The sequence below is a fragment of the Arthrobacter sp. StoSoilB13 genome (assembly GCF_019977255.1).
Classification (GTDB): domain Bacteria; phylum Actinomycetota; class Actinomycetes; order Actinomycetales; family Micrococcaceae; genus Arthrobacter.
Genome location: NZ_AP024648.1, coordinates 1,014,981 through 1,037,958 on the forward strand (window position 1 = coordinate 1,014,981; position 22,978 = coordinate 1,037,958).

The 22,978-nt window shown below is 63.1% G+C and carries 20 protein-coding genes and 1 pseudogene; 9 read left to right on the forward strand and 12 right to left on the reverse strand.

Annotated features, from left to right (window positions below; all coding sequences use genetic code 11):
• Positions 1-2 precede the first annotated feature (2 nt).
• A complete protein-coding gene (locus tag LDP01_RS16980) occupies positions 3-1,574 on the reverse strand; it encodes an SDR family oxidoreductase (RefSeq protein WP_224091753.1) in 1,572 nt (523 codons plus the stop codon).
• A gap of 57 nt (positions 1,575-1,631) precedes the next feature.
• Here LDP01_RS16980 and mfd point away from each other — a divergent pair, with 57 nt between their 5' ends.
• The 4 genes from mfd (at position 1,632) to LDP01_RS17000 (ending at position 8,435) form a co-directional block, all read left to right on the forward strand.
• Positions 1,632-5,264 (forward strand): transcription-repair coupling factor, encoded by a 3,633-nt coding sequence (gene mfd, locus LDP01_RS16985; protein ID WP_224091755.1) that lies wholly within the window; start codon positions 1,632-1,634, stop codon positions 5,262-5,264.
• 4 nt (positions 5,265-5,268) lie between these two features.
• Positions 5,269-6,078 (forward strand): metal-dependent hydrolase, encoded by an 810-nt coding sequence (locus LDP01_RS16990; protein WP_224091757.1) that lies wholly within the window; start codon positions 5,269-5,271, stop codon positions 6,076-6,078.
• A gap of 126 nt (positions 6,079-6,204) precedes the next feature.
• The gene (locus tag LDP01_RS16995) at positions 6,205-7,002 is read left to right on the forward strand and encodes a glycosyltransferase (protein WP_224091760.1); all 798 of its coding nucleotides are present in this window, start codon (positions 6,205-6,207) and stop codon (positions 7,000-7,002) included.
• Complete coding sequence (locus LDP01_RS17000) at positions 6,999-8,435, forward strand: glycosyltransferase family 4 protein (RefSeq protein ID WP_224091762.1); 1,437 nt, start codon at positions 6,999-7,001, stop codon at positions 8,433-8,435. Before LDP01_RS16995 ends, LDP01_RS17000 begins: the two co-directional genes overlap by 4 nt.
• Before the next feature lie 124 nt (positions 8,436-8,559).
• Here LDP01_RS17000 and LDP01_RS17005 read toward each other — a convergent pair whose 3' ends face one another.
• From LDP01_RS17005 to LDP01_RS17045, 9 genes are all read right to left on the reverse strand, one after another.
• Positions 8,560-8,787 carry a hypothetical protein gene (locus tag LDP01_RS17005; RefSeq protein WP_224091770.1) on the reverse strand — a complete coding sequence of 76 codons (228 nt, stop codon included), beginning with the start codon at positions 8,785-8,787 and terminating at the stop codon, positions 8,560-8,562.
• Between the two features lie 52 nt (positions 8,788-8,839).
• Entirely contained in the window at positions 8,840-9,532 is a 693-nt protein-coding gene (deoC, locus tag LDP01_RS17010) for a deoxyribose-phosphate aldolase (protein ID WP_224091772.1), read from the reverse strand.
• 129 nt (positions 9,533-9,661) lie between these two features.
• Positions 9,662-10,537, reverse strand: coding sequence for an FAD-dependent oxidoreductase (locus LDP01_RS17015; RefSeq protein ID WP_224091782.1), 876 nt, complete (start codon positions 10,535-10,537; stop codon positions 9,662-9,664).
• A 142-nt stretch (positions 10,538-10,679) separates the two neighbouring features.
• The gene (locus tag LDP01_RS17020) at positions 10,680-12,041 is read right to left on the reverse strand and encodes a patatin-like phospholipase family protein (protein WP_224091784.1); all 1,362 of its coding nucleotides are present in this window, start codon (positions 12,039-12,041) and stop codon (positions 10,680-10,682) included.
• Complete coding sequence (locus LDP01_RS17025) at positions 12,038-12,532, reverse strand: hypothetical protein (protein ID WP_224091801.1); 495 nt, start codon at positions 12,530-12,532, stop codon at positions 12,038-12,040. Before LDP01_RS17025 ends, LDP01_RS17020 begins: the two co-directional genes overlap by 4 nt.
• Before the next feature lie 27 nt (positions 12,533-12,559).
• Positions 12,560-13,012 (reverse strand): DUF1772 domain-containing protein, encoded by a 453-nt coding sequence (locus tag LDP01_RS17030; RefSeq protein WP_224091803.1) that lies wholly within the window; start codon positions 13,010-13,012, stop codon positions 12,560-12,562.
• The gene (locus LDP01_RS17035; protein ID WP_224091812.1) at positions 13,009-13,995 is read right to left on the reverse strand and encodes an acetoacetate decarboxylase family protein; all 987 of its coding nucleotides are present in this window, start codon (positions 13,993-13,995) and stop codon (positions 13,009-13,011) included. The genes LDP01_RS17030 and LDP01_RS17035 overlap by 4 nt, the downstream gene beginning before the upstream one ends.
• Positions 13,992-15,047 carry an alpha/beta hydrolase family protein gene (locus LDP01_RS17040; RefSeq protein WP_224091814.1) on the reverse strand — a complete coding sequence of 352 codons (1,056 nt, stop codon included), beginning with the start codon at positions 15,045-15,047 and terminating at the stop codon, positions 13,992-13,994. Before LDP01_RS17040 ends, LDP01_RS17035 begins: the two co-directional genes overlap by 4 nt.
• Positions 15,044-15,793 (reverse strand): hypothetical protein, encoded by a 750-nt coding sequence (locus LDP01_RS17045; RefSeq protein WP_224091816.1) that lies wholly within the window; start codon positions 15,791-15,793, stop codon positions 15,044-15,046. Before LDP01_RS17045 ends, LDP01_RS17040 begins: the two co-directional genes overlap by 4 nt.
• Positions 15,794-15,802: 9 nt before the next feature.
• Between LDP01_RS17045 and LDP01_RS23505 the strand changes: the two genes are divergently transcribed.
• Both LDP01_RS23505 and LDP01_RS17050 read left to right on the forward strand, forming a co-directional pair.
• The gene (locus LDP01_RS23505) at positions 15,803-15,931 is read left to right on the forward strand and encodes a hypothetical protein (protein ID WP_263433778.1); all 129 of its coding nucleotides are present in this window, start codon (positions 15,803-15,805) and stop codon (positions 15,929-15,931) included.
• A 268-nt stretch (positions 15,932-16,199) separates the two neighbouring features.
• Positions 16,200-16,337, forward strand: coding sequence for a hypothetical protein (locus tag LDP01_RS17050; protein WP_224091826.1), 138 nt, complete (start codon positions 16,200-16,202; stop codon positions 16,335-16,337).
• 734 nt (positions 16,338-17,071) lie between these two features.
• Here LDP01_RS17050 and LDP01_RS17055 read toward each other — a convergent pair.
• Complete coding sequence (locus LDP01_RS17055) at positions 17,072-19,804, reverse strand: GMC oxidoreductase (RefSeq protein WP_224091843.1); 2,733 nt, start codon at positions 19,802-19,804, stop codon at positions 17,072-17,074.
• A 149-nt stretch (positions 19,805-19,953) separates the two neighbouring features.
• Positions 19,954-20,379, reverse strand: coding sequence for a hypothetical protein (locus LDP01_RS17060; protein ID WP_224091845.1), 426 nt, complete (start codon positions 20,377-20,379; stop codon positions 19,954-19,956).
• 196 nt (positions 20,380-20,575) lie between these two features.
• On the opposite strand from LDP01_RS17060, the pseudogene LDP01_RS17065 reads away from it, so the two are divergent.
• The 3 genes and pseudogenes from LDP01_RS17065 (at position 20,576) to LDP01_RS17075 (ending at position 22,961) form a co-directional block, all read left to right on the forward strand.
• Positions 20,576-21,174, forward strand: a pseudogene (locus LDP01_RS17065) (dihydrofolate reductase family protein).
• Positions 21,175-21,337: 163 nt separating this feature from the next.
• Positions 21,338-22,615, forward strand: a complete 1,278-nt coding sequence (locus tag LDP01_RS17070; RefSeq protein ID WP_224091847.1) for an MFS transporter — start codon at positions 21,338-21,340, stop codon at positions 22,613-22,615.
• Complete coding sequence (locus tag LDP01_RS17075; protein WP_224091849.1) at positions 22,584-22,961, forward strand: ArsR/SmtB family transcription factor; 378 nt, start codon at positions 22,584-22,586, stop codon at positions 22,959-22,961. Before LDP01_RS17070 ends, LDP01_RS17075 begins: the two co-directional genes overlap by 32 nt.
• The last annotated feature ends 17 nt before the right edge of the window (positions 22,962-22,978 follow it).

The window sequence follows — 22,978 nt, forward strand, 5'->3', positions numbered from 1 at the left end:
TCCTACGGGGTGTCCGTGGCCACGCCGGAACCCTGCTCCTGTTCCTGCTGTTGAAGCGCGGTTGCTGCCGCGGAAATGTTCCGTGCCATGGACGGGAAGATGATCCCGTGGAACGGGTACACGCCCAGCCAATAAAGTCTGCCCGCCAAACCGCGTGGGAAGAAGATGGCGCGTTGCTTGTAAAGGCTCCCGCCGCCGTCGGGCTCCACTGCCAACTCAAGCCATGCACGCCCGGGTGCCCGCATCTCGGCCCGGAGACGCAGCAGATGTCCGCGGTCTATGGCTTCCACCCGCCACCAGTCCACCACCTCACCGCTGCCCAGCCTCTTTGGATGCCTTCGGCCCCTCAACAGGCCCGCGCCGCCGGTGAGCTTGTCCAGCCATCCACGTACCCGCCATGCCAGCGGAAGTGAGTACCAGCCGTTCTTGCCACCGATGCCCTCAATGATGGTCCACACATGCTCAGGCTTCGCATCGCTGTGGAAGGTCCGCTCATCCAGGAAGACCTTGTAACCGGCCCAATCGGGATCGCTGGGAAGAGGGTCGGCGTCGATTCCGGCATTTGCCCAGGTGGTCTCCACCTGCCCGTCCCGTTCCTTGCCCAAAGCCAAGCCGACGGCACGGCGGTACGGCGTCAGGCCGCCGTCGGGCTGGGGAATGTAATGATCGACGTCGTGCTCCCGCGACACGGCATCGTGCTGCAGTGACTGCACCAGCGGCAAGGACATGGAGAGCGGGATGGGCGTGACCAGGGCAACCCAAAGCCCGGCGAGTTTGGGCGCCGGAACCGGAAGGGCGATCACCAGACGGCGGGGCAGGCCGCGCTCCAGGGCGTACTCGTTCATCATGTCCTTGTACTTCAGGACGTCCCGGGAGCCGATATCGAACGTCCGGTTCAGGCCGTCCGGGAGCGTTGCAGCAGCCACAAGGTAGTGGAGCACATCCCGCACTGCGATGGCTTCGATGCGGTTATTAACCCAGCTGGGCGCCGGCATGACGGGCAGGGTATCGGCCAAGTGGCGGATCATTTCGAACGACGCCGAACCCGAACCGATAACGACTCCGGCCTGGAACACGATGGAATCCACCGGGGAATCAAGGAAGACGCGTCCCACCGTCTCGCGGGAACGCATGTGCGTGGAGAGCCCTGCATTCTCCGGGTGCAGGCCGCCGAGGTAGACGATCCTTGTGACGTGGGCCTGGGTGGCTGCGTCCGCCACGAGGCGTGCCATGGCATCTTCCTTCGCCTCGAATCCACTGCCCGAAGCCATGGAGTGAACCAGGTAATAGAGCACATCCACGCCCTGGAGTGCGTTCTCCAGGCTTCCGGCGTCGGACAGGGAATCCGTGATGATTTCGACGTCGTCGTGCCATGGAACATCGGCGATTTTCTGCGGGGAGCGGACCACCACCTTCACGCGGTGGCCAGCCTCGAGAAGACGGGGGACCAGGCGGCCTCCAATGTAACCGGTGGCGCCCGTAACGAGGACTGTCTTGGATGGCTGGTTTGGTGATGGCTGCAAAGGAACTCCTGGGCTGGAGGGAGGGGTAGGCTGGAATGACCCGGCATTCATTTGAATTTCCGGGCATTTGTGTTGCCTGCCCTTGGACCCACCCTAGGAGTTTCAGCCATGAGCCTCAACGGTCTGCGCCGCGCACTGGCGGAAGACAAGACTTTTGCGCGCGTCCGAACGGAAGCTCAGCGGCCCTTTTCGGCCCGGAGCACGGACTACCAGATCAGCGCCCCTAACGGGATGCGGGCAGTGCTGCTTGCAGAAATGGCCGATGGCCTTGCTGCCCTGGAAACTGAAACCGGGAGCACGCCTGTTGTGCTGGCGGTCACCGCCACCGGGCGTGAGGCAGAAGACCTGACGGCGGCGCTCGCCTCGTACTTGCCCGCGGAGTCTGTGGCCACCTTCCCCAGTTGGGAAACCCTCCCGCATGAGCGGCTCTCGCCGCGCTCGGACACCGTGGGCCGCAGGCTCTCGGTCCTGCGCCGCCTGACCCACCCTGAAACCTCGACGGCGGCACCCCTGCGTCTGGTGGTTGCCCCGGTTCGCGCCGTGGTCCAGCCGATCGTGGCCGGTTTGGGTGACCTCGTCCCCGTCACACTGCAGGTAGGGCAGGAACGCTCCTTCACCGATGTTGTCCGTGCCCTTTCCGACGCTGCCTATGCACGGGTTGACATGGTGACGCACCGAGGCGAATTCGCGGTTCGCGGCGGTATCCTGGACGTTTTCCCGCCCACCGAGGACCATCCCATCCGTGTGGAGTTCTTCGGCGATGAAGTTGACCAGATGCGCTGGTTTGCCGTGGCCGATCAGCGCTCTCTGTCTGCACCCGGGATACACCACCCGACGGAGCTGCATGCGCCGCCGTGCCGCGAAATCCTGATCACGCCCTCCGTCATGTCCCGTGCTGCCAAGCTCAAAGCAGATATGCCGGCGGCGGCTGACATGCTGGAGAAAATCGCGGGTGGGATCGCCGTTGAGGGCATGGAATCCCTGGCCCCGGTGCTGGTGGATGCCATGGTCCCGTTCGTGGACCAGCTTCCGGCCGGTTCCCTGAGCGTGGTCATCGAGCCGGAAAAAGTGCGCACCCGTGCGCACGACCTCGCTGCTACCAACGAAGAGTTCCTGGAAGCTGCTTGGTCAACGGCGTCCGACGGCGGTTCCGCGCCACTGGATCTGTCCTCCCAGGCCTCCACTGACTTGCACGCCGCGAGCTTCCGTTCGCTGACTGACACCCGGTCTGCCGCCTTGGAACACGGGGTGTCATGGTGGTCCATCACCTCGCTCGCAACTGACGAGGACCTGGTGCTGGACATCGACGTCCTCAACCTCCACGCCCGGGAACCCCGCGGGTACCAGGGCGAGGTGGCGGAAATGCTGGACTTCATTGGCTCCCGTGTCCGGGAGCAGTGGCGCCTGGTGGTTGTTACGGACGGACCCGGACCTGCCCAGCGCCTGGTTGAGCTGTTCCACGACGCCGACATTCCGTGTGCACGCGTGGACTCGCTGGATAAGGATCCCCAGCCGGGCATCATCGAGGTGACCACTGCCGCCGTCGGACGTGGTTTTGTCCTTGACGGCCTCAAACTGGGTCTTTTGACTGAAGCGGACCTGCTGGGCCGCGCCACCGCCAGTTCCACCAAGGACATGCGGCGCATGCCGTCCAAGCGACGGAATGCCGTGGACCCGTTGCAGTTGCACGCAGGCGACTTCGTGGTCCATGAGCAGCATGGAATCGGCCGGTTCGTGGAGCTCATCCAGCGCAAGGTGACGGGTACGTCGTCGTCCGATGCCGGGCTGCGTGAGTATCTGGTGTTGGAATATGCAGCCTCCAAGCGTGGCGCTCCGGGGGACCGTTTGTTTGTCCCTACGGACCAGCTGGACCAGGTCACGCGCTACGTCGGCGGGGATACCCCGGCGCTCAGCAAGATGGGCGGCGCCGACTGGGCGAGTACCAAGTCCAAGGCACGCAAAGCCGTCAAGGAGATCGCCGGAGAACTCATCCGGCTCTACTCGGCCCGGATGGCATCCCGCGGACACGCCTTCGCTCCGGATACTCCGTGGCAGCGGGAGCTCGAGGAAGCCTTCCCCTATGTGGAAACCCCGGACCAGCTGACCACTATCAACGAGGTCAAGGCGGACATGGAGCGGGAAATCCCCATGGACCGGCTGGTTTCCGGCGACGTCGGATACGGCAAAACCGAGATCGCCGTCCGGGCGGCCTTCAAAGCCGTCCAGGATGGAAAGCAGGTAGCTGTCCTGGTGCCCACCACGCTGTTGGCCCAGCAGCACTACGAGACCTTCACTGAGCGTTTCTCGGGATTCCCGCTGCGCGTAAAGCCCCTTTCCCGGTTCCAGAGCGGCAAGGAAGCCAAGGAAACCGCCGAGGGCGTCAAGAGCGGTGCGGTGGATGTCGTGATCGGTACGCACCGGCTGCTGTCCAAGGACTTTGAGTTCAAGGACCTGGGTTTGGTGATCGTGGATGAAGAGCAGCGCTTTGGTGTGGAACACAAGGAAGCGCTGAAAAAGATGCGCACCAACGTGGACGTCCTGGCCATGAGTGCCACGCCGATTCCCCGAACCCTGGAAATGTCCTTGACGGGCATCCGGGAGACATCCACCCTGGCAACTCCGCCGGAGGAACGCCACCCGGTACTCACCTATGTGGGTCCCTTCACGAACAAGCAGACGTCAGCGGCCATCCGCCGTGAGCTCATGCGTGAAGGGCAGGTGTTCTTCGTGCATAACCGTGTGTCCTCGATCGAACGAATTGCAGCGCAGATCCGCGAGCTGGTCCCCGAGGCCAGGGTGGAAGTGGCGCACGGCCAGATGTCCGAGAGCCGACTCGAGAAGATCATTGTGGACTTCTGGGAGAAACGGTTCGATGTTTTGGTCTGTACAACGATCATTGAGACCGGTCTGGACATCTCCAACGCCAACACACTGATTGTGGATGGTGCCGACAAGTACGGACTTTCGCAGCTGCACCAGCTCCGTGGCCGTGTTGGCCGTGGCCGTGAACGCGCCTACGCGTACTTCCTCTACCCCTCTGAAAAGCCGTTGGGCGAGGTGGCGCTGGAAAGGCTCAAGGCTGTGGCCGCGCACAATGAACTCGGCGCCGGCATGCAGCTGGCCATGAAGGACCTCGAAATCCGTGGTGCAGGCAACCTGTTGGGCGGGGAGCAGTCCGGCCACATCCAGGGCGTGGGCTTCGACCTCTACATCCGGCTCGTCGGTGAAGCTGTTGCCGAGTACCGCGGTGAGGCCGAGGAGAAGGCAGCGGAGATGAAGATCGAACTGCCCGTCAACGCCCACCTGCCGCATGATTATGTGCCCGGTGAGAGGCTGCGCCTGGAGGCCTACCGGAAGTTAGCTGCCGCTGTCACCAACGAGGCCATCGATGAGGTCCTCGCGGAACTCGTGGACCGCTACGGTGAGCCGCCCTTGCCGGCGCAGAACCTCATCGCCGTGGCCCGCTTCAGGGTAGGGGCCCGCGAAGCCGGGCTGTCCGACGTCGCGCTCCAAGGCAACTTCATCCGCTTCTCGCCGGCGCAACTGCCTGAGTCCAAAACCATGCGGCTGAACCGCATGTACCCGGGTTCCCAGGTCAAGCCTGCCTTGGATGCTGTCCTGATCCCCAAGCCCAAGACAGCCAGGATCGGCGGCCGTGATCTCCAGGATGCCGAGATCCTCCAGTGGGCCAACAACGTGATCGAAGCGATCTTCTCAGATGTACCCGTAAAGGCAGGCTAAAGGAATGATGGGAGGACACCACGCCGCGTCAGGAGCCGCGGCGTGGATTGCTATTGCCTCTACCGGCCCTTACGCCTTGGGGTGGTACCCGCTGGACTCCACTGGCATCCTCATCGGAGCCATGGCGACGGCGGGCACCGCGTTGGTGTGCGACTGGGACCACCGGCACAGCACCATAGCGAATTCGCTTCCGCCGCTGTCCAATGTGATTGCGGTGGGAATCGAGAAAGCCAGTGGCGGCCACCGGCAAGGGACGCACTCACTCTTGGGAGCCTCGGCCTTCGTTGTGCTGGCGGCCATGGCAGCTCAATTCCAGATGGTCACACCGGTGGGGAAGCTCTCCGTCGGCGCGGGTTTGCTGTGCATGTTCATGATCAACCTTGCCGCCAAGGCTTTGAACCTGTTTCCCAAATCGGGGTGGATCACCAACTGGGTGTTCGCCGTGGTGATGGCTGGCCTGGTGACCTGGTTTGCGCCGGATCAGTGGGGATGGCTGCCGCTGTCAATGCTGACGGGAGTCGTGGTCCACATCGTGGGAGACATGATTACGGTGGGCGGTGTGCCGTTGCTGTGGCCTATCGTCATCAAGCCACCTAAATTCCTGCGGAAATCACTGATCAGTGGCATCTGGCGGGCCAACGGGGCCTTTTCGATTCCGCTGCTGGGCAGGGCCGGATCACGGCGCGAGTGGCTGGTTCTGATTCCTGTCAGCGGATACGCCATGGTGGGCATGGGTGTGGCTGCCTGGGCTCTGGCCGGGCAACACTGGCCGGGTATTTTCGCGGCGCTGGGCGGGATGCTGCAGCTGCCCTGACACGGTCGGCGCACGGTCCGCATGCACGTCGATTGAAGCTTCCATCAAACCAGCGTCACGACTTGCGGCCTCCCTCCACTTCCAGACGGGCACTTGTACCCAGTTTGGAAAAAATGGAGGGTTTTGATGGATTTGGTCCGTTCACACGGCATCCACACCGGCAGTAGGCAAAGTCTGCCCACACAGGGGCGCGCAGCATCGTTGCGGCGCTCGCACGTTGATCTTGAAGTCATCATTCCGGCGTATAACGAGGCCGCGAGGATTCCCCGCACACTGATCCAGACCACCGACTTCCTGTCCGCCCAGCCGTGGTCCTCGCGGATCGTCGTAGTGGACAACGCCAGCGTGGATGAAACGGGAGCCGTAATTCGTCGTCTCTTCCCTGATGGAGGAACCGCCGTGCCGATTTCGGTCATTGGCTGTTCGCGTCGTGGCAAGGGTGCCGCCGTCCGTCGGGGTCTCCTCAGCGGAACGTCGCGGTTCACGGGATTCTTTGATGCTGACATGGCTACTCCGTTGGAAACGCTGACATCGGCAATGTCGTATCTCCAGGAAGGTGCGGCCGCTGTCATTGCTTCCAGGCACGCGCCTGGATCCACCCTGGTACGGCCACAACAGCTTGGGAGACGGATGGGAGGGAAAGCGTTCCGCGCGCTCACCCGAACAAAAGTCAAGGGCATTTTCGATACCCAGTGCGGTTTCAAGTTCTTCGAACGGGACGCGCTCACCGCTGCCATGGTCCAGTGCCGGGCCTCCGGATTTGCCTTCGACGTCGAACTGCTTCTTCGACTTCAACACCAAAACGCCAGGATCATCGAGTTGCCCGTGGCATGGACGGACGGGGCTGAGTCCACTTTCCGGCCCATGCACGACGGCATAGCGAGTTTTGCGTCAGTTCTCCAGCTACAGAAGACCATGCCATGACCGAGGTACTGGCAGCCGAAACCGCCATCACCGATCTCGCCGGGAAACATGTGCTTGTCCTGAACTGGCGGGACGTCAGGCATTCGCAAGCGGGCGGGGCCGAGCAATATATGCATCAGATTTCCCGGAGATGGGTTGAAAGCCGGACCAAGGTCACGTGGTTTACAGGCCGGGAGCCTGGCCAAACGGCCGAGGATGTCATCGACGGTATCCGCATCCTCCGGGCGGGAGGGCCTTTGGCTATCTACGCGCAAGCAGCCCGCAGGCTCCTGAAAACAGGCCAGAACTTCGATGCGATTGTGGATTGCCAGAATGGAATCCCCTTCTTTGCACCCTTGTTTGTGTCCGCTAAGACCCCGATAGTCCAACTGGTACACCATGTACACCAGGAGCAATTCAGTACCAGGTTCTCGCCGCCACTTGCGGCCTTGGGGCGCTTCCTGGAAAACAGCGGTGCCAAGGCAGTGTATGGCCAGCGGGCCATTGTTGCCGTATCGCCGTCCACGCGGCTGGAACTGCGAAAACTCGGATTTACGGGACCCATTCACGTGGTGCCCAACGGATCCATCGACGTTCCGGCGACCATCGGACCCAAGGATGCGGACCCCACCATCGCCGTGGTCAGCCGCCTCGTGCCGCACAAGCGGCTGGATGTGCTGCTGGGTCAGTTCGCCGCTGCTGCACGGAGCGTTCCCAAGCTGCGCTTGGAAATTGTGGGCGACGGTCCGGAGAGGCCCCGCTTGCAGCAGTTGGCCATGGATCTTGGCCTGGACCATGTGGTGACGTTTCACGGATATCAGCCCAACGCATTCCGCGACAGCCTGCTTAACCGTGCTTGGCTCACTGTGTCGACGTCGGCCTCTGAAGGGTGGGGCTGCTCGGTGATTGAAGCTGCGGCCTGGGGCGTTCCCTGTGTTGCACTGCGCGTTCCAGGTATCAGGGATTCGGTAGTGGACGGAAGGACGGGCTGGCTCGCGGAAACCCCGCAGGAATTTGGCACTGCCCTGGTGACGGCCCTTGAAGCCTTGCTCGATCCCGATACCGCCCTTGAGGTTTCTGCGCAGTGCCAGGAGTGGGCGCGCTGCTTCACCTGGGACCGCAGCTCCGAACTGCTGGCCGCTGTGCTGCTGGAGGAGGCGGAACGCCGGACGAGCACCGAACCGGGCGTCTTTAGCTCGGACATGTCAACGCTCGCACGCTTCGAGCTTCCCGCCGGCGCAGACCTCCGCAGCGTGCTTCGGCGGACAGATGAAATCCGGGAAGTCCGGGGCGAAGTAGAGGTCCTGATTAAGGGGCGCGATGAATTTGAGGCCTCTGCCCTCTTGAATCGCATCGGTGTTGTCGCCGCAGAACTGCGCCCAGCAGGGCCGGGCACCTTGCTGGCAGGGCCGGGGAGCGGTTTCACGCCTTCTGATGCGGTTGATGACCAGTAGGATCGGTGCCCGCAGCGGGCTTCCTGGCGTTGGCTACCATCGCCAAAGGTGCAGACTTCCTGCTTGTCGGAGAAAACAGGATGGCCCGGGCATTAGCCCGGGCCATCCCATGTTGCGTGAAAGTTTAGCTTTCGCCGGCTGAGTCCGAGCGACCAAGGATGGTTTGCGGAATCCAGAATGCGAGGGCGAACAGGCCCAGGCACACGGCCATCGGCCACGGGTTGTCCAGGCTGAGGAAGGACAGGGAGTAGATGGCGCCCAGGAAGAGCACGATCATAATCACGAACAGGACAATGCTTACGCCGAGGTTGTTCTCTTTTTCAATGGGCGCGCTTGTTGCGTTCTTGGACATTCATTCCTCCTCGGCCCCGCAGGGCTCAAAATCTGTGGCTGTCGCGGACGCCTCAGTAATCCGATGAACCCTGTTCACCTTTGACAATGGCTATTCCGGAACTCGCTCCGATACGTGTTGCACCAGCAGCAATCATAGCCTGTGCGTCAGCCAGGGACCGCACTCCGCCTGACGCTTTGACCCCAACATCGGGCCCTACCGTCTTGCGCATCAAGGCAACATCCTCAACTGTGGCTCCGCCGCCATTGAATCCGGTGGAGGTCTTGACGAAGTCGGCTCCTGCTTCCACGGCGGCTTCGCAGGCAATGACCTTCTGTTCATCGGTCAACATGGACGTCTCGATGATGACCTTCAGGATTGCCTCGCCGGCGTGGACAGCTTCGGCGACGGCGGTGATGTCATCCACCAGGGCGCCTTTGTCATTCGCACGGGCGGCCGCCATGTTGATCACCATGTCGATTTCATCCGCGCCGTCCAAAACTGCGCCTCGGGCTTCGAACGCCTTGACGTCGCTGGGCGTGGCGCCGAGGGGGAAAGCGATGACGGAGCAGGTCAGTACGCCCGAGCCTTTGAGGGCCTTGGTGACGGTCTTGACCCAGATCGGATTGACGCAGACGGACTTGAATTTGTACTCGACGGCCTCGGCGCACACCTTCAAAACCTCGGCCTCGCTGGCCTCGGGCTTCAACAGTGTGTGGTCGATGTACGAGGCGATGCTTGCAGGCGCGACGGCTTCGTTGCTCATGGGATCCTTCCGTGCCGGGCGTGGCCGGCCCGATGGCCGCAGGGTTGTCACTGCCCGTCAAAGGACCATCTTGCCACGATCATGTTCCCTCGTGGCACTGCAGCGGTACCACCACGCTGGAGGCAACGGCTATGCCGCCTTCGCGGCCTGCTGGCTGCTGCCCCATGCGCCCAAGAGCATCCCGGAAACGCACAGCATGGCGGAGGACTCGGCAGAGAGGAGAAGGCCCAGGCGAAGGCCGTCGCAGGAAGCGGCATCGCCGATCGCCCAGATGCCCGGAACTGAGGTAGCGAGGTCGCGACCTACTGCGATGCCGCCGTCGGAAGCTATCTGGAGACCCGCGCTTTCCGCGAGTTCGGCGCGCGCCGTACGTTCTTCGGCGAGGACCACGAGGTCGCCGTTCATGCTGCTGCCGTCTTCGAAGACTATCCGGGTGGCAGGCACGGCGGAATCGGATACAAGCGTGTCTACGTTGGAAGAAACGACGGCGGCAGGGCGGAGGGTGGTGCGGACGGGACGGACTCCGCGGGCCCGGAGCACGGCCTCTGCCTGGCCCGCTGCGGGACCATTGCCCACGAGGATTCCCAACGGCCGCCGGCCAACGATTCTGGTGACGTTCTTGACCGCTTCGCCGATGTCCGTGGCGTCGTCGATAGTGGAGTAGCTGAGGCTGGCTTCGGCTCCGACAACCGGCGGGAGGCTGGGAGCCGACCCCGTGGCGATCACCAGTTGGTCGTAGGAGAACTCCATGCCATCCACGGTGGTGACGATCTTCGCTTCTGGGTCAATGAAACTTGCGGCCTGCCCGAACCGGACCGAGACCTGCGGCAGTTCTGCCAGTTCCAGGAGCGCGTCGGGGCATTCGTCGCGGTTGCTGAGCACGGTGATGGTGCCATCGAAGGGGCGTTGCCGGGAGTCTGATCCATCACCGGCCAGCCGCCGCACCAAAGCCTGGGCGGCCGGACCTGCGCCTGCAATGACAATGTGAACGGGGGTGGAGGACATGTTTGGCCCTTTCGCTGGCGTGACTTGTTGATCATCAGCGTAGAGTCCCGGTTTTTCGCGGGTGTTTCCCCGTTGTTGCCATCTTTTGCAGATCCGTAGTGCGCTGTTTACCCGCCGGTAATAACGTGGATCACAGTGGCCGTCAGTACCGTGCCAACAACTCCCGTAAACCGTTGGCGGCGAAGCTGGCCACGGCCTCTGCCCGGTCAACGAAGCCGTGGGCACCCACGGGCTCTACCGAGGCCAGAAGCCCTGCGGCGTCGGCCAGGCTCATGGTTAGTCCGGCAGTCAGTTTGTCCACTTGCGGGCCGTGAACGTGCAATACTGCCTGGCGCGAGTCGGTCCAGGCATCCGGACCGGGATCGTCCCGCAAGGTGCGCGTCAGGGACACATCCTGCCACCCGCCGTCGAGCCTGATCCGTGCACGGTAGGTGACGTCGTGGCCTTCCGTTTCAACGCGTCCATCCGCGAAAAAGACGCGGCCGCCGAAGAGCGGGTTCTCCAGGTATCCCGTGAACTGCGCGGGCGCACCGGACCCGGCCGTGGGCAGCATGACAGTGGCTTTGAACGTCAGGGGTGAACCCTCCAGTTCTCCACGCAAAGTGTCGTTGAAACGGACGCCCGCAGCCGGTTCTGTCATGGCGGTGCAACTCGCGTCTTTCGGTACGCCGGCTGGTGTCATGGTGTCCAGGTACGCCCGGGCGTCACGGTAACCCATGCCGATCAGGGTGTCGGCGTCGATCCTGCCCAGATAGAACTCAGGGTCAAGCGGGAGCGGATGTTCAGGACGCACCACATGCAGGACAAACTCGCGTCCACCCGCGCTTGCAACCTCGAAATCTGCGAGGAGGGCTCCCATGGCGCTCATTTCGATCATGTGGACGTACTGCTCCAGGGGTCCGTCACCCCAATATGGCGAGTTGCCGATGCACCAAATCAGCCACACTTCCTCGGCTCCCCGGCGCAGGGCTTCGGCTACATTGGCGTCACGCATCCAGACCGCATCCGTCCAGATCTTCCCGTCCCGCCGCAGCGGTGTCAGGAAGAGGGGAAGCGACATTCCTGCGGCCATGAGCTCCGCGTCAATCGCGGTGGCGTCGATGGCGTGGCATTGCTTCCCGGTGAACTCCACCACGTTGAAGGAACCTTCGACGGCGCCCTGTTCCGCCGCGCGGCCACGGATAGTCGCGTCGTTGATCCCCAGGGCGGGAAAGACCTTGTTCAGGATGCCGTCCGCGTCACCAATAGCGGGCAGCGCCCATGGGCCCTTGAGGTAGTCACCGATCGGCAGTGCCGAGCCGAAGTCCTTAACGTCCACGCCGGACCAGCGCGTGCACATTTCCTTGGGCGTCACCCCGGACAGCAGCATCCCCGCCGTCAGGATCCCTCCGGAACTGCCGTCAACATGCTGGAACTCCAGGCCTTCCTCGGCGAGCGCCCGCATAACGCCGGCCTGCCAGGCTACGCGCATTCCGCCACCGGCGAGCACCAAAGAACGCTTCACAGTTCGGTTCCTGCTGCCATGGCTCCACTGATCCTGCGCCAATAGAGGAACAGGAGCACCGCCGTCGCGAGGTCAAAGAAAGCCACCAGTAGCGCGATGGGTGAGAAGACGCCGTTCAGTACCCCGATTCCGACGGCTCCGAATGCCCCGGTTTTCTGCAGCCCGGACCAGAGCACCACCTCGGGGGAGGGCACGGCGTTGAGCAGGGTGTGGAGGAGCAGTCCGCCCACCACCACCATGAACATGCCCACTGTGCCGAAGAGTTGCCGCATTCCGGGTGTGGAGTCGGCCCCGATCAGTTGCAGGACCGTGCCGCCAAAGGGAACCTGCACGGCACCGGTCAGGACCGTGATGACAGCAATCGCTGCCAGGACGGCGCGCAGTGGATCGGCGGTGGCCCAGGCCATCAGGCCGGGGCGCCGGGCCGGGTGGTGGGGCTGGTTATGGGGCTCGTGGTGAGGCGCCGGCTGTGCCGGCTGGTGGGCGGTCATGCGAAGGACTCCAGCAGGCGTCCGCGGTCAACGAGCAGCCACACCATCGCGGCCCCATGTCAGCGTGGAGACGTAGAAGCGGATGTCGTTGAGCATCATCCAGCGTTTCAGCAGGGAGCGGAGTTCGGCGTCGTCTGCGAAGTCGCCGCCGCGGATGCGCTTGTTGATGGGGATGATGATGCCCTGGCCCACCCAGGTCAGGACGATGATGCCCACCAGGCAAATGATGGCTGGTATGACGCGGATGGTGCCCCACTCGGACCACACCAGGATGCCGCCGGAAATGAACATGATGGGCACAACGATGGTGAAGAACTTGGTGGCTGCGCGGGTGGGGATACCGAAGTGCATGTCTACGTTTTCGCGGGCCAGCGAGCGCCATGTGGGGTACAGGAAGAATTTGAGGACCCACATGGTGCCCACGTACATGGTTGCGCCGAACAGGAAGTAGAGCGCGTTTATGAGGAGTAGCCAGTTCATTGGATGCTTCCCGGAGTAGCGCGGGGGATGGCGCCGGAGCCTGGTGCCGTGCCTGCGGTCCTGCTCCGGTCCGGCGGTGCCAGCCAGTCCTGGCTCTGGCCCAGGTTCACGACGCTGTCCAGCATGTCGCCTCCCCGAAGGGCGGCTGCAGCGGATTCTGAGGGTGCCGTGAGGAACCAGGCTTCGTAGTGGTCGTCAAGGACACCGTGGGCCTGCGGCAGCCAGGCGGTGAAGACCGGCTTACTCTCAACCTGCAGGTTCTTCAAAGGCTCGACGCCGGGCGCGTCACCCAGGATGAGGCGCGCCTTGGCCTGGGCGCCCAGGGCGATGTCTCCGGTGGCTTCGAAGTAGATATCGGATTTCCAGAGCATGTTCCGGAAGACGCAATAGTTTGAGGCTGCCAGTTTCAGCGGCAACGCCAGGGGTTCAGGACGTTCAATTTCGATGTAGCAACCCAGTTGGCCGTCCTTGTCATATTGTGCTGACACGGTGGAATCAGTGACCACGAAGTCCAGGTTGGCCTGATGCTTCGGCATGCCCCAGATTCCCTTGCCACCCTTGACGGAAACCTCGGAACTGACGGGGAGGTCCACCACGAACTGGCCCAGCTTGAAGGTTTTCTGGAAGATCAGCGGGAGGATGGGTGGGGCCGGCCTGCTGCCGTGCGTGATGGCGATGGCCAGGGAGTATTCGATGTACTTGCCGATGTCCGTTGACTTGTAGTTGACCACCGTGACCACCAGCAGCCCTTTGCCGCCCAGGCTGAAGGGCCGCATCTCCGTGCCCGGGAGTGCTGCCGCCGCGGCTTTCTTGTTGATGGGGAAAGCGGCCATGAGCACGGGGGAGTCGTCGGAATTGACCGGCATGACGTACTTGATGCCATCGGCCAGTGCGTGCTGGCCACGGAGCCGTTCCTGGCGTCGGGGAACCGGGGACGGCATGAGCTTGAGCAGAGGAGTAACCAATTCGGTGAGTGTTTTCATGAGTTCGTCTCCTTGGTTCCGTTGAGCTCCTGGACGATGACCGGAAAGGTGTCCTGCCATGCATGATCGCCGAAGAAGACGTCCAGATGGCCATAGCCGGGGATGAGGTGGAGGGAGTCCTTTCCGGGCCGGTGTTGTTGGAAGAATTCGAAGGTGCGTTGCTGGCTGTCGGGAAGGAAACAGAGGTTGTCCAGCCCGGCGATGAATGCGAACCGTGCATCGGTTTGGGGAGCCTCGGCCACGAAGTTATCCGGCAGTTCCGGATGGTCTCCGGCAGCGACCATGTGGCCGGCTTTGATGCTGCGGCCCATCTCCTCGAAGAACGTTACCGGGACCTCGGCGAACTCACCGCTGAGCCATTGGTGGGTGGCGTCGTCGAGGTTTTCGTGCGCCCAAAGGGCCGGACGGCCGCTGCCGTAGGTGAAGCTGACCATCTTGCAGACGGTGTTGTCGCACTCGTGGTGGGTGGCCTTGACCAGCCCGCGGATGGCGCGGGTGAAGTAACCCTGCGACTTGTAACCCCAGGCTGGAGACAGGTAGGGGGTGAACACCTTGACCACCGGTGTCAGGTAGTCGATCTTCAACCGCGAGAACGCCGGCACCACGGGATGAAGGGAGACCGCGTTGGAGACGATCGTGTCCACCTGGGGCAGGAGACCGGCCACCGCGGACATGGTGAACGACGTCGATCCCTGGCAGTGGATAACGGCCTTCATCGTTTCCGCGCCGGTGGCGTTCAACACGTGCTCGACGGCGGCAGGGTGGTCATAAACGGCGGCGTCAGCGAGCGTCCAGGACAGGGGATCGAGATCGATGGATGCCCGCCAGTTCAGCATCCACACGTCCCATCCGTCCTCCAGCAGCACGTCCACGATGGTGGTCCGGACCGGAGGCCTGAACAGCTCTGCCCGGACGCCGGAACCATGGACCAGCATGACCGGTCCTTTGGTCACCTCCACGGGCGATGTCACATGGACCAGGCTCAACGGGGTGTTGTCCCGGGCCCGGAAAGGGATGACCTCGGTCCGGTGCTCGGCACGGGTGATGATCATGGTGCGGTTCCTTTCCGCGTGATGGTGATGGGTTCTTCAAGCAGCCGCACGGCGGGCAGGCCGGACTGCGGAACCAGCCGCGCGCCGTCGTCGTTCCGGGCCAGCTGCCAATCACGGCAGACTGTGTCCACCACCAGCGGGTAGACAGTGAGGGTGCCGTCGGCGGCGAGGTGGAGGCGTAGGAAGCCTTTATGGTCTTCGATGGATTGGCCGGACATTTTCCAGGTAGAAACCTCCCCGCTGGGCGTCGCCAGGATGAACAGTGCGAAGGCCTCACTGCCAACCGCCCAGCCGCCCAGGTACACCGCCGCAAGCGCCAGCAGCAGGATGACGACGTCGGGCCAGCCGTTCGGCCAAGGAAGCAGGATCACGACGGCGGCACTCACCGCGAGCGCGGACAGCTGGTAGAGCGCGCCGCGGGTGAAGACCACGATCCCCGCCTTGGCCAGCCCAAGTAGCCGTGCTACCAGTGAGAGGACTGCGAGCAGGAGCGGCACCGCAAGGATCAGGATCACGATGAGGAGCAGCGTGTTTCCACGGGTCAGGCTGCGGAGGCTGTCCACGAAGGATTCCCCGCGGAAAGCGCTGAAGACTGTCCAAAGCGTTAGTGCTGCGATCACGTGCACAATGCCCAGGGACAAACCGAAGCCAGGGTTGCGGATGGGAAGCCAATATTGCGAGAAGGGGTTCGCGAGCCGGGGACCGAGCAACTGGGAATCTGCCTGGTCCGGGTAGAGGGTAGGCATGCGGGTGAAGTGGCGGGGTGGGGGTTCCTGGTCCTTGCCGCCGTGGGCGTTTCCGCCTTGGGTGACGCTGGAGGACAGGCCCGGGGCGTTGTCGTGGCAGGGAAGGACGAGGTGCTCCGGGAGCCAATGGGCGTCTGAAAGGTACGCGCCGCCCAGGCCCGCAGGTGATCATTTGCGTTCCGTCAGGAGAGGTTTGCTCCTCGTAGCGGGAGTAGTGGTGGAGGTCTCCGGTGAGCCATAGCCGGACGTTTGCGCCGGTGGGCTCGAACAGGCCCGTCACGGGATTGAACCGACGGCGAAGGTAGTCCTGTTCGAAAAAGTTGACCTGCCTGAACTCATTGGGTCCCGGGTGCCCGGCGTCAACCCAAAAGGGAGCTGCCACGCACAGGATGATGGCGTCTCCGGGTTGGAGCTGGAGGGTGACGTTCCGGTAAAAGTAGTCCAGTTGTGGTTCGTCGATGTACTGTCCGAGCTGGCTGTCCAGGCCCAGGATCCACCAGCCGGGCGTACCGTCCTGCCGTTCGCCGGAAGCCTCCGTGGGTGATTGACCTGTGAGCCGGACCGCGAAGTAGCTGCGGGTCTGGATGGTCCGCCAGCCCCCGATGCTCCGTTGCCGGGTGAACATCCGGATGAACGAAGTGAGGCCGTCGTACCAGTCGTGGTTGCCGGGGAGCGCGAGCATGATGGGTGTCTCGTTGTGGGGCCCACTCTGCGTGCTCGGCACGGATTTTAGGGCGCCCAGCGGGCCCTGCAACGCAGGACTGGGGAGCGCCATCCGGTACGGTCCTGCCATCCGGTTCTCGTAGGCGGCCGGTGAGGCAACGGGGTACACCTCATCGCCCCCCAGGACCAGGACCCTCCCGCGGGGAAGATCATGGCCGTCAACCGTAAGCTTGTCCTCGGCAAGCAGCAGCGCGACGGAGTAGGTTGCGTCGAAGCCGTCTCCAAGATCGGCGGTGTAATCGAGCCATAGGTCCGCGGGCGCCAAGGGCTCGCTGGGCTTTGCGGTACGGGACGCCTCAAGATCCCCGGGCGACGGAAGCCCTCGGCTTGTGACCGGCGGCTGGGCCGGTTGGCCAGGGACAGGAAGTTTGTCCAAGCGCAAGGGATCCCCAGGGAAGCTCCCCTCGAGTTCCCTCTTGTCGCCGAAGTCCGCGAACACAGTAGCTGCCATGACCTTCAATGCCGTCCGTGCCAGGGACATCGGCGAGAGCCAGCGAACCGCTGCCTGGGGAGTGAAGCCCAGGACAGCACGATGCCTCGCAAGCTCCCAGCTCTTCATCTGCGTGGCCGTCGCAGTGGGCTCCGGACCGGGAACGGAACCCGTTTGAGGCCCCGCCCGTAGACCTGCCACAACTCACCGGCGAACAATTTCATGAAGGACGCCAAACCCGCCGCCGGCGCCGGACCCTCGGCACGGAACGTGGTCAGCTGCTTGGCGAAGTCCAGGGGGCGGATGTAAAGAATCCCGGCGCCGAAGACGTCCTCCTCGCCGGGCTCTTGGACGTCAGAGGCTTCCGACGGCGGAACGTGGCCACGCAGGATTCTCGCGTACAGCGTTGTGGTGTCCTGCCAAATATCCAGCCCTGCCTCGTTATGGATCAACTTGTACCCGGTGAACGTGAACGGCGTCCCGCCCGGGTCCCGCAGCCACAACCGGTACAGCATGCGCCTGGCCGGCCTGCCGTCGTCGGAAGCGTCCTCCACAAAGAGGTTGAACCAGCCGCGCTCCACAGGCATCCGGCCACCGAAATAGTCTGCGAGCACATACCCCTCCGCCTTCGCAGGGTGGCTCGGATCCTCCACAAACGCGTCCATGTCCTCTGCGGTAATCGTCAGCTCGAACATGATCCTGCGGCTCCGGTCCCTGCCCAGGCTTCGCCCCTTCTCGGGGTCAGTGATTCCCGGGCTGAACCAGCCGTGCATCTGCTCCGTGAACCGTACAGACGTCCGCGCGTCTCTTGCAGCCGGTTGCACGTCTTGGGGTTGCGGCAACCCCAAACCACGGCTCCTGGTTCCCGTCGTGGCAGCTGCGCCATCCTCAACTGCGCTCGCAGGCCGCTCCTCCCGCGCACCCTTGCCCTTGGTCGCGTCCGGCGCCAATTCGCGCGGAACCGAGGCGTCGACGTCGTTCGCAGTGTCGTCAGCGCCAAGCAGATCATCACTGGTCCAGTCGTCACTTCCGGCAGTATCGGCAGGGGAAATTCCCCTGTGTCCGGCATTGAGAGTGTCTTTAGGGACGTGGCCGTCCTCCAGGATGTGGTGGCATGCGCGTTCGGCGAAAGCGGAAATGGTCAGCGAAGGGTTGGCGCCCACCGGGCCAGGCATGGCTGCCCCGTCCATGACGAACAAGCCGGGATAACCGAACACCTCACCGTAGGAGTCACACACCGCCTCGCCGGGATGGCGGCCGGACGGCGCGCCTCCAATCGGGTGGACCGTGATGACGCGCTTGGCCCACCACAGGGGATTGTCGATGAAGTCCCCGTCGAGGTCCTTGGCGATCTCGGACATCGTTCCGCGGACGCGTCCGAAGTAGTCCTTGGACGTGGCCATCGTCCATGCAATGGCTAGCCTTCCGTCGCGAAGGGTCATGACGCCGTCGGGGATATCCCTTCCCATCCCGAGCAGCGGCACGGAACTGGAGGATAGGCGACCGTCACCCAGTGCGGCGGCGAGGTCGGCCGAAACGTTGGACCGCCCGGCGTCGAACAATCTGTCCTTCAGCAGTTGACGGGCAACCTTGGCTGTCCGCTTGACCGTGGTGCTGAGCTGGGCGGTCTCCATGAGCCAGTTCATGAAGGCCGGATACCCGGCGTCCTCCACGTAGTAGCCGCGGCCATCGCCGTCGTCGTCGTTGGAATCGGGAATCCGGATCGCTGTGGTGATGACTGGCCCACGGCTGCCGGTGAGGGTTCGCACTCCCGGTGGCGAACCATTCGCGCCAGGAGTTTTGGCGCCCATGATGAACGTCAGGAGATCGCCGTTGCCGCTGAAACGGGTGCCCAGGGCGTCGCTCAGGGCGGGCAGTGAGCTTCGGTTACGCAGGAGCAGGAAGTTGGTGCCGAACGTGCCGGCGCCAAGGATGAGCCGGCGGCAGTGAATGATTCGTTCCTTGAGGAGTTCGCCTTGGCGCTCAGGATCGTGCACCACATAGCGGACCTCGTATCCTCCCCTTGCAAGTGGCCTGATCCCGCGGACATCGTGGAATGTGCGGATATCCGCCCCCTGATGAGCGGCTGCCGAGATGTAGTTGTGGTCCAGCGTGTTCTTGGCACCGGCGTTGCAGCCTATGTCGCATTCACCGCTGAGCGTGCACGTGGTCCGGACGGTGTTTGGACCGTGGATGCTGCCGTACTCCGGGAGGGGGAGTGGCCTGTTGGTTTGAGGTTCCTTGGTGGGCTGCGTGGAAAACGTGACGGCAATGGGTGGCCTGCTGATGGGTAGGCCGAGGGTTGCGGCTGTCTTCTCCATGGCCAGGGTTTTGGGCGTGTCATGGTACGGATAACGGACCGGTTGGAGCATGTCTTCTGCGGCCTTGTAGTACGGGTCAAGGTCCGCCCGCGTGAAAGGCCAATTCTCGTAACCGCCGCCAGGGATGGGGGACTCGTTGACGAACCATTTCTCGTCCTTGCGCAGGAGGACGTTGGCGTAGATTAGCGAACCGCCGCCCAGGCCGCTGGACACCAGGCCCTCCGTGCCCCGGAATGTCCAGGCATCAAAAAGCCCATACAGACCGCGGTCCGGGTCCCAGAAATTCCGGCCCATCTCCGCGGGCGAACGCGCGAAACTACCGGGCGGATAGGGCTTGCCACGTTCCATGAGCACCACGGATTGTCCGGCCTCGGCCAGGCGAAGTGCAGCCACCGAACCACCGAACCCGGAACCGACCACCACGGCGTCAACTTTTTCGATGTGGTGTGTTTCGATGTCCTGTGCACTGTGGCGTGCCGGATCGGGCGCGGGATCCGCACCCGCATTCCCGCTGTTCCCGGTCCCCAGACGACCCATGGCCGTTCCTCTCAGAGGAAAGCTGACATGAAGGCAGCTCCGGCGTGACCGGGCGGTGCCTCCGGACTATCGCCCTTATGTTCCCACCGGGCCGGGGATCTGTCCATGAGGTGGAGTTATTCCTGTGATCCAGCGCGGCTGGCCGGATGTCACGCGATGATCCGGGTGAAGTTCAGGTCGAAGTCGTGCTCAAGCGGTGCACCGAGGTAGTTTCCCCGTTCCCAGCGGCCTGTGATGGTGTTCCCGTCCTCGCTGATGTGGCCAATGTAGCGTTGCGGCCAATCGGGGCCATCCCGGAAAAGGGTCCACACATTCCCTTCCAGGGTCATGTCCAGGACGCGGGCGACGCCTCGGGAATCAAAGTAGTGCTGCTGGAGTGCGCCGTCTGATCCTGTAGCGCCGATAGTGCAGATAGCATTCGGGAATTCCGGCCTCTCCACAGTGGAGCGTTGGATCAGGAAACCGCCGCCCTGCAGCCATTCGAACGTTGTTCGGCCCACAGCGTCCATGCCGGGGGCAGTAGTCTCCCATTCGCCGACCAGGATGTTGAGTCGCTCCAACAGCACGGATGTCATGTGGTCCTCCTGAGATGTGTAGCCCCAGTTTCCGCTGCGGGTGGGGATTTGGCGAGGGTGGCCACTGGCTTCCTGACCCTCTTTGACGGGCGTCGGCCCACAAATCACCCAAAGGAGGTTGATTATGGCGGTACTCGTTGCCAAACAAGGTCAGGAAGCAACGCCCTATCGGGTTTCCCAGTGGCATGATGGGCAAATGAGCCGAGTGACGTGCGATCTGACCATCTCCCTGGACGGCTTCGTCGCCGGTCCCAACCAGCGAATGTCGGAGCCACTGGGCGACGGCGGAGAGCTGCTGCACCGATGGATGTTTGAAGAGGCCGAAGCCAACGCGGCCCAGGTTGAAGAAATCCTCGCTGCCGGTGCCTTCATCATGGGCCGGAACATGTTCGCGGGCCCCGGGCCGGACATGTGGGACGAGGAATGGCGGGGCTGGTGGGGTGAGGAACCGCCCTATCACGCGCCGGTTTTCGTCCTGACCCACCATCAGCATGAGCCGTTGGAGATGCAGGGCGGCACCACCTTCCATTTCGTGACCGACGGGATCGAATCCGCCCTTGCCCAGGCACGGAAGGCCGCAGGAAGCAAAGACGTAGCCATCGCCGGCGGGGGCCCCGGACAGCCCGCCAATACCTTGACGCAGGGCTGATGGACGAGTTGCGGCTCCACATTTCGCCCATGATCCTGGGTGGAGGCGAGCGGTTGTTGGACGGCGTGGGCAATCTCAAGCTTGAACCCACGGAAGTGGCCGGCACCAAACTCGTCACCCATGTGCGGTATAGCGTGGGCCGTTAAGAGGCCGCGTCACGGCCGCTAAGACGTCCCGTCAGCGCTGGAGCTTGCACCCACATCCAGCCCATTCATCATTCACCTTGAGCCGAACGGCCTCACCACCTAGTCTTTAAGCAACAAGTGCGCATGGGTGCACATGTGTACTTATAGATGAGGTCGGATTTCGATGTTGTCGGTTTTGCGGAACCCAACGTACCAGCGGCTGTTTTCTGCGCAGATCGTGGCTTTGGTGGGAACTGGCTTGTTGACTGTGGCTCTTGGGCTGCTGGCGTTTGACCTGGCTGGCAGCAATGCGGGTGCCGTGATGGGAACGGCGCTAACCATAAAGATGCTGGCTTATGTTGGTCTCGCCCCAGTGATCAACGCCTTGGTGGATCGCCTTCCGAAGAAGCCGGTGCTGGTCAGCGCGGACCTGGTCAGGGCTGCCATGGCTCTGTGCCTGCCGTTCATTACCGAAGCCTGGCAAATCTACGTCGTGATTTTCCTGTTGCAATCGGCATCCGCCACATTCACGCCGGTGTTCCAATCCCTGATTCCCACTGTGCTCAAGGATGCAAGAGACTACACGCGGGCCTTGTCTTTGTCGCGGCTTGCGTACGACATGGAAGCCCTCGTCAGCCCCGCAGCGGCGGCCATGCTGTTGAGTATCACCGGCTACAACAACCTGTTCCTGGGCACAGTCGCCGGGTTCCTGGTTTCCGCTGGCCTGGTGGCCATGACTGCCATTCCCCCCTCTCCGGCTGGCTCCACCACCCAGGGATCTCTCTGGCACCGCACCACCTTGGGTGCCAGGATATTTTGGCGGAACCGGAGACTCAGATCCCTACTCGCCCTGAACGTAGTGGTGGCAGCACCCACAGCGCTAGTACTGGTCAGCTCCGTTGTCTATGTGCGTGAAATCCTTCACCGGCCTGAGGCAGATTTGGCATTTGCCCTCGCCTGCTTCGGAGTGGGCTCAATGATTGTTGCTATCTCGGCACCCAGGATGCTGGAACGGTTCGGGGACCGGACGGTCATGCTCACGGGTGCCACGCTGATTCCGACGGCGATGATTGGGGCCACGACCGTCACCCTTACGGCGGAGCCTGAAGCGGGATGGTGGCTGTTGCTGGGATTGTGGTTCCTGCTGGGCGCAGGCAATTCGACCATCCTCACCCCGGCCTCGCGCCTGCTGCGCGAAGCATCCACGGAGCAGACCCGGCCCTACCTATTCACTGCCCAGTTCTCGCTCTCGCATGCTTGCTACATCCTCAGCTATCCCTTGGCTGGCTGGCTTGGTGCTGCCGCCGGTTTGGGTTGGGCTGCGGGGGCGCTGACAATTCTTGCGATACTAGGCAGTGCAGGAGCTTTCCTGTCCTGGCCACGGCATGACGCCGGGGGAGCAGGTGCACCCGATCTGAAGGAGCGCTACGTTGAGCAGCCAGCCGAGCAGCCCGTTCCCTGACCCTTCGGAGGCGCCCTCGCTGTTCCACCTGGTCACCCCCCACCCGGAACTGCTCGAGAGCGCTGCCGGTACCTTGCGGATGCTGGCCGAACCAACCCGCCTGCACCTGCTCTGGCAACTCGCCCAAGGCCCGAAGTCCGTTACAGAACTCGTCGACGAAGCACTTGTTCCCCGGACGGTGGTCAGCCAGCATCTGGCCAAGCTCCGTCTCAGCGGACTGGTCGATACCCGCAAAGACGGGCGGCACGTGATCTACTCCCTGCACGACGGCCACCTGCTGCGCCTGATCCAAGAGACCATCAATCACGCCGATCACCGGATAACCGGCGAACCCACCCACGACTAACCTCGACAGGAGTCGCG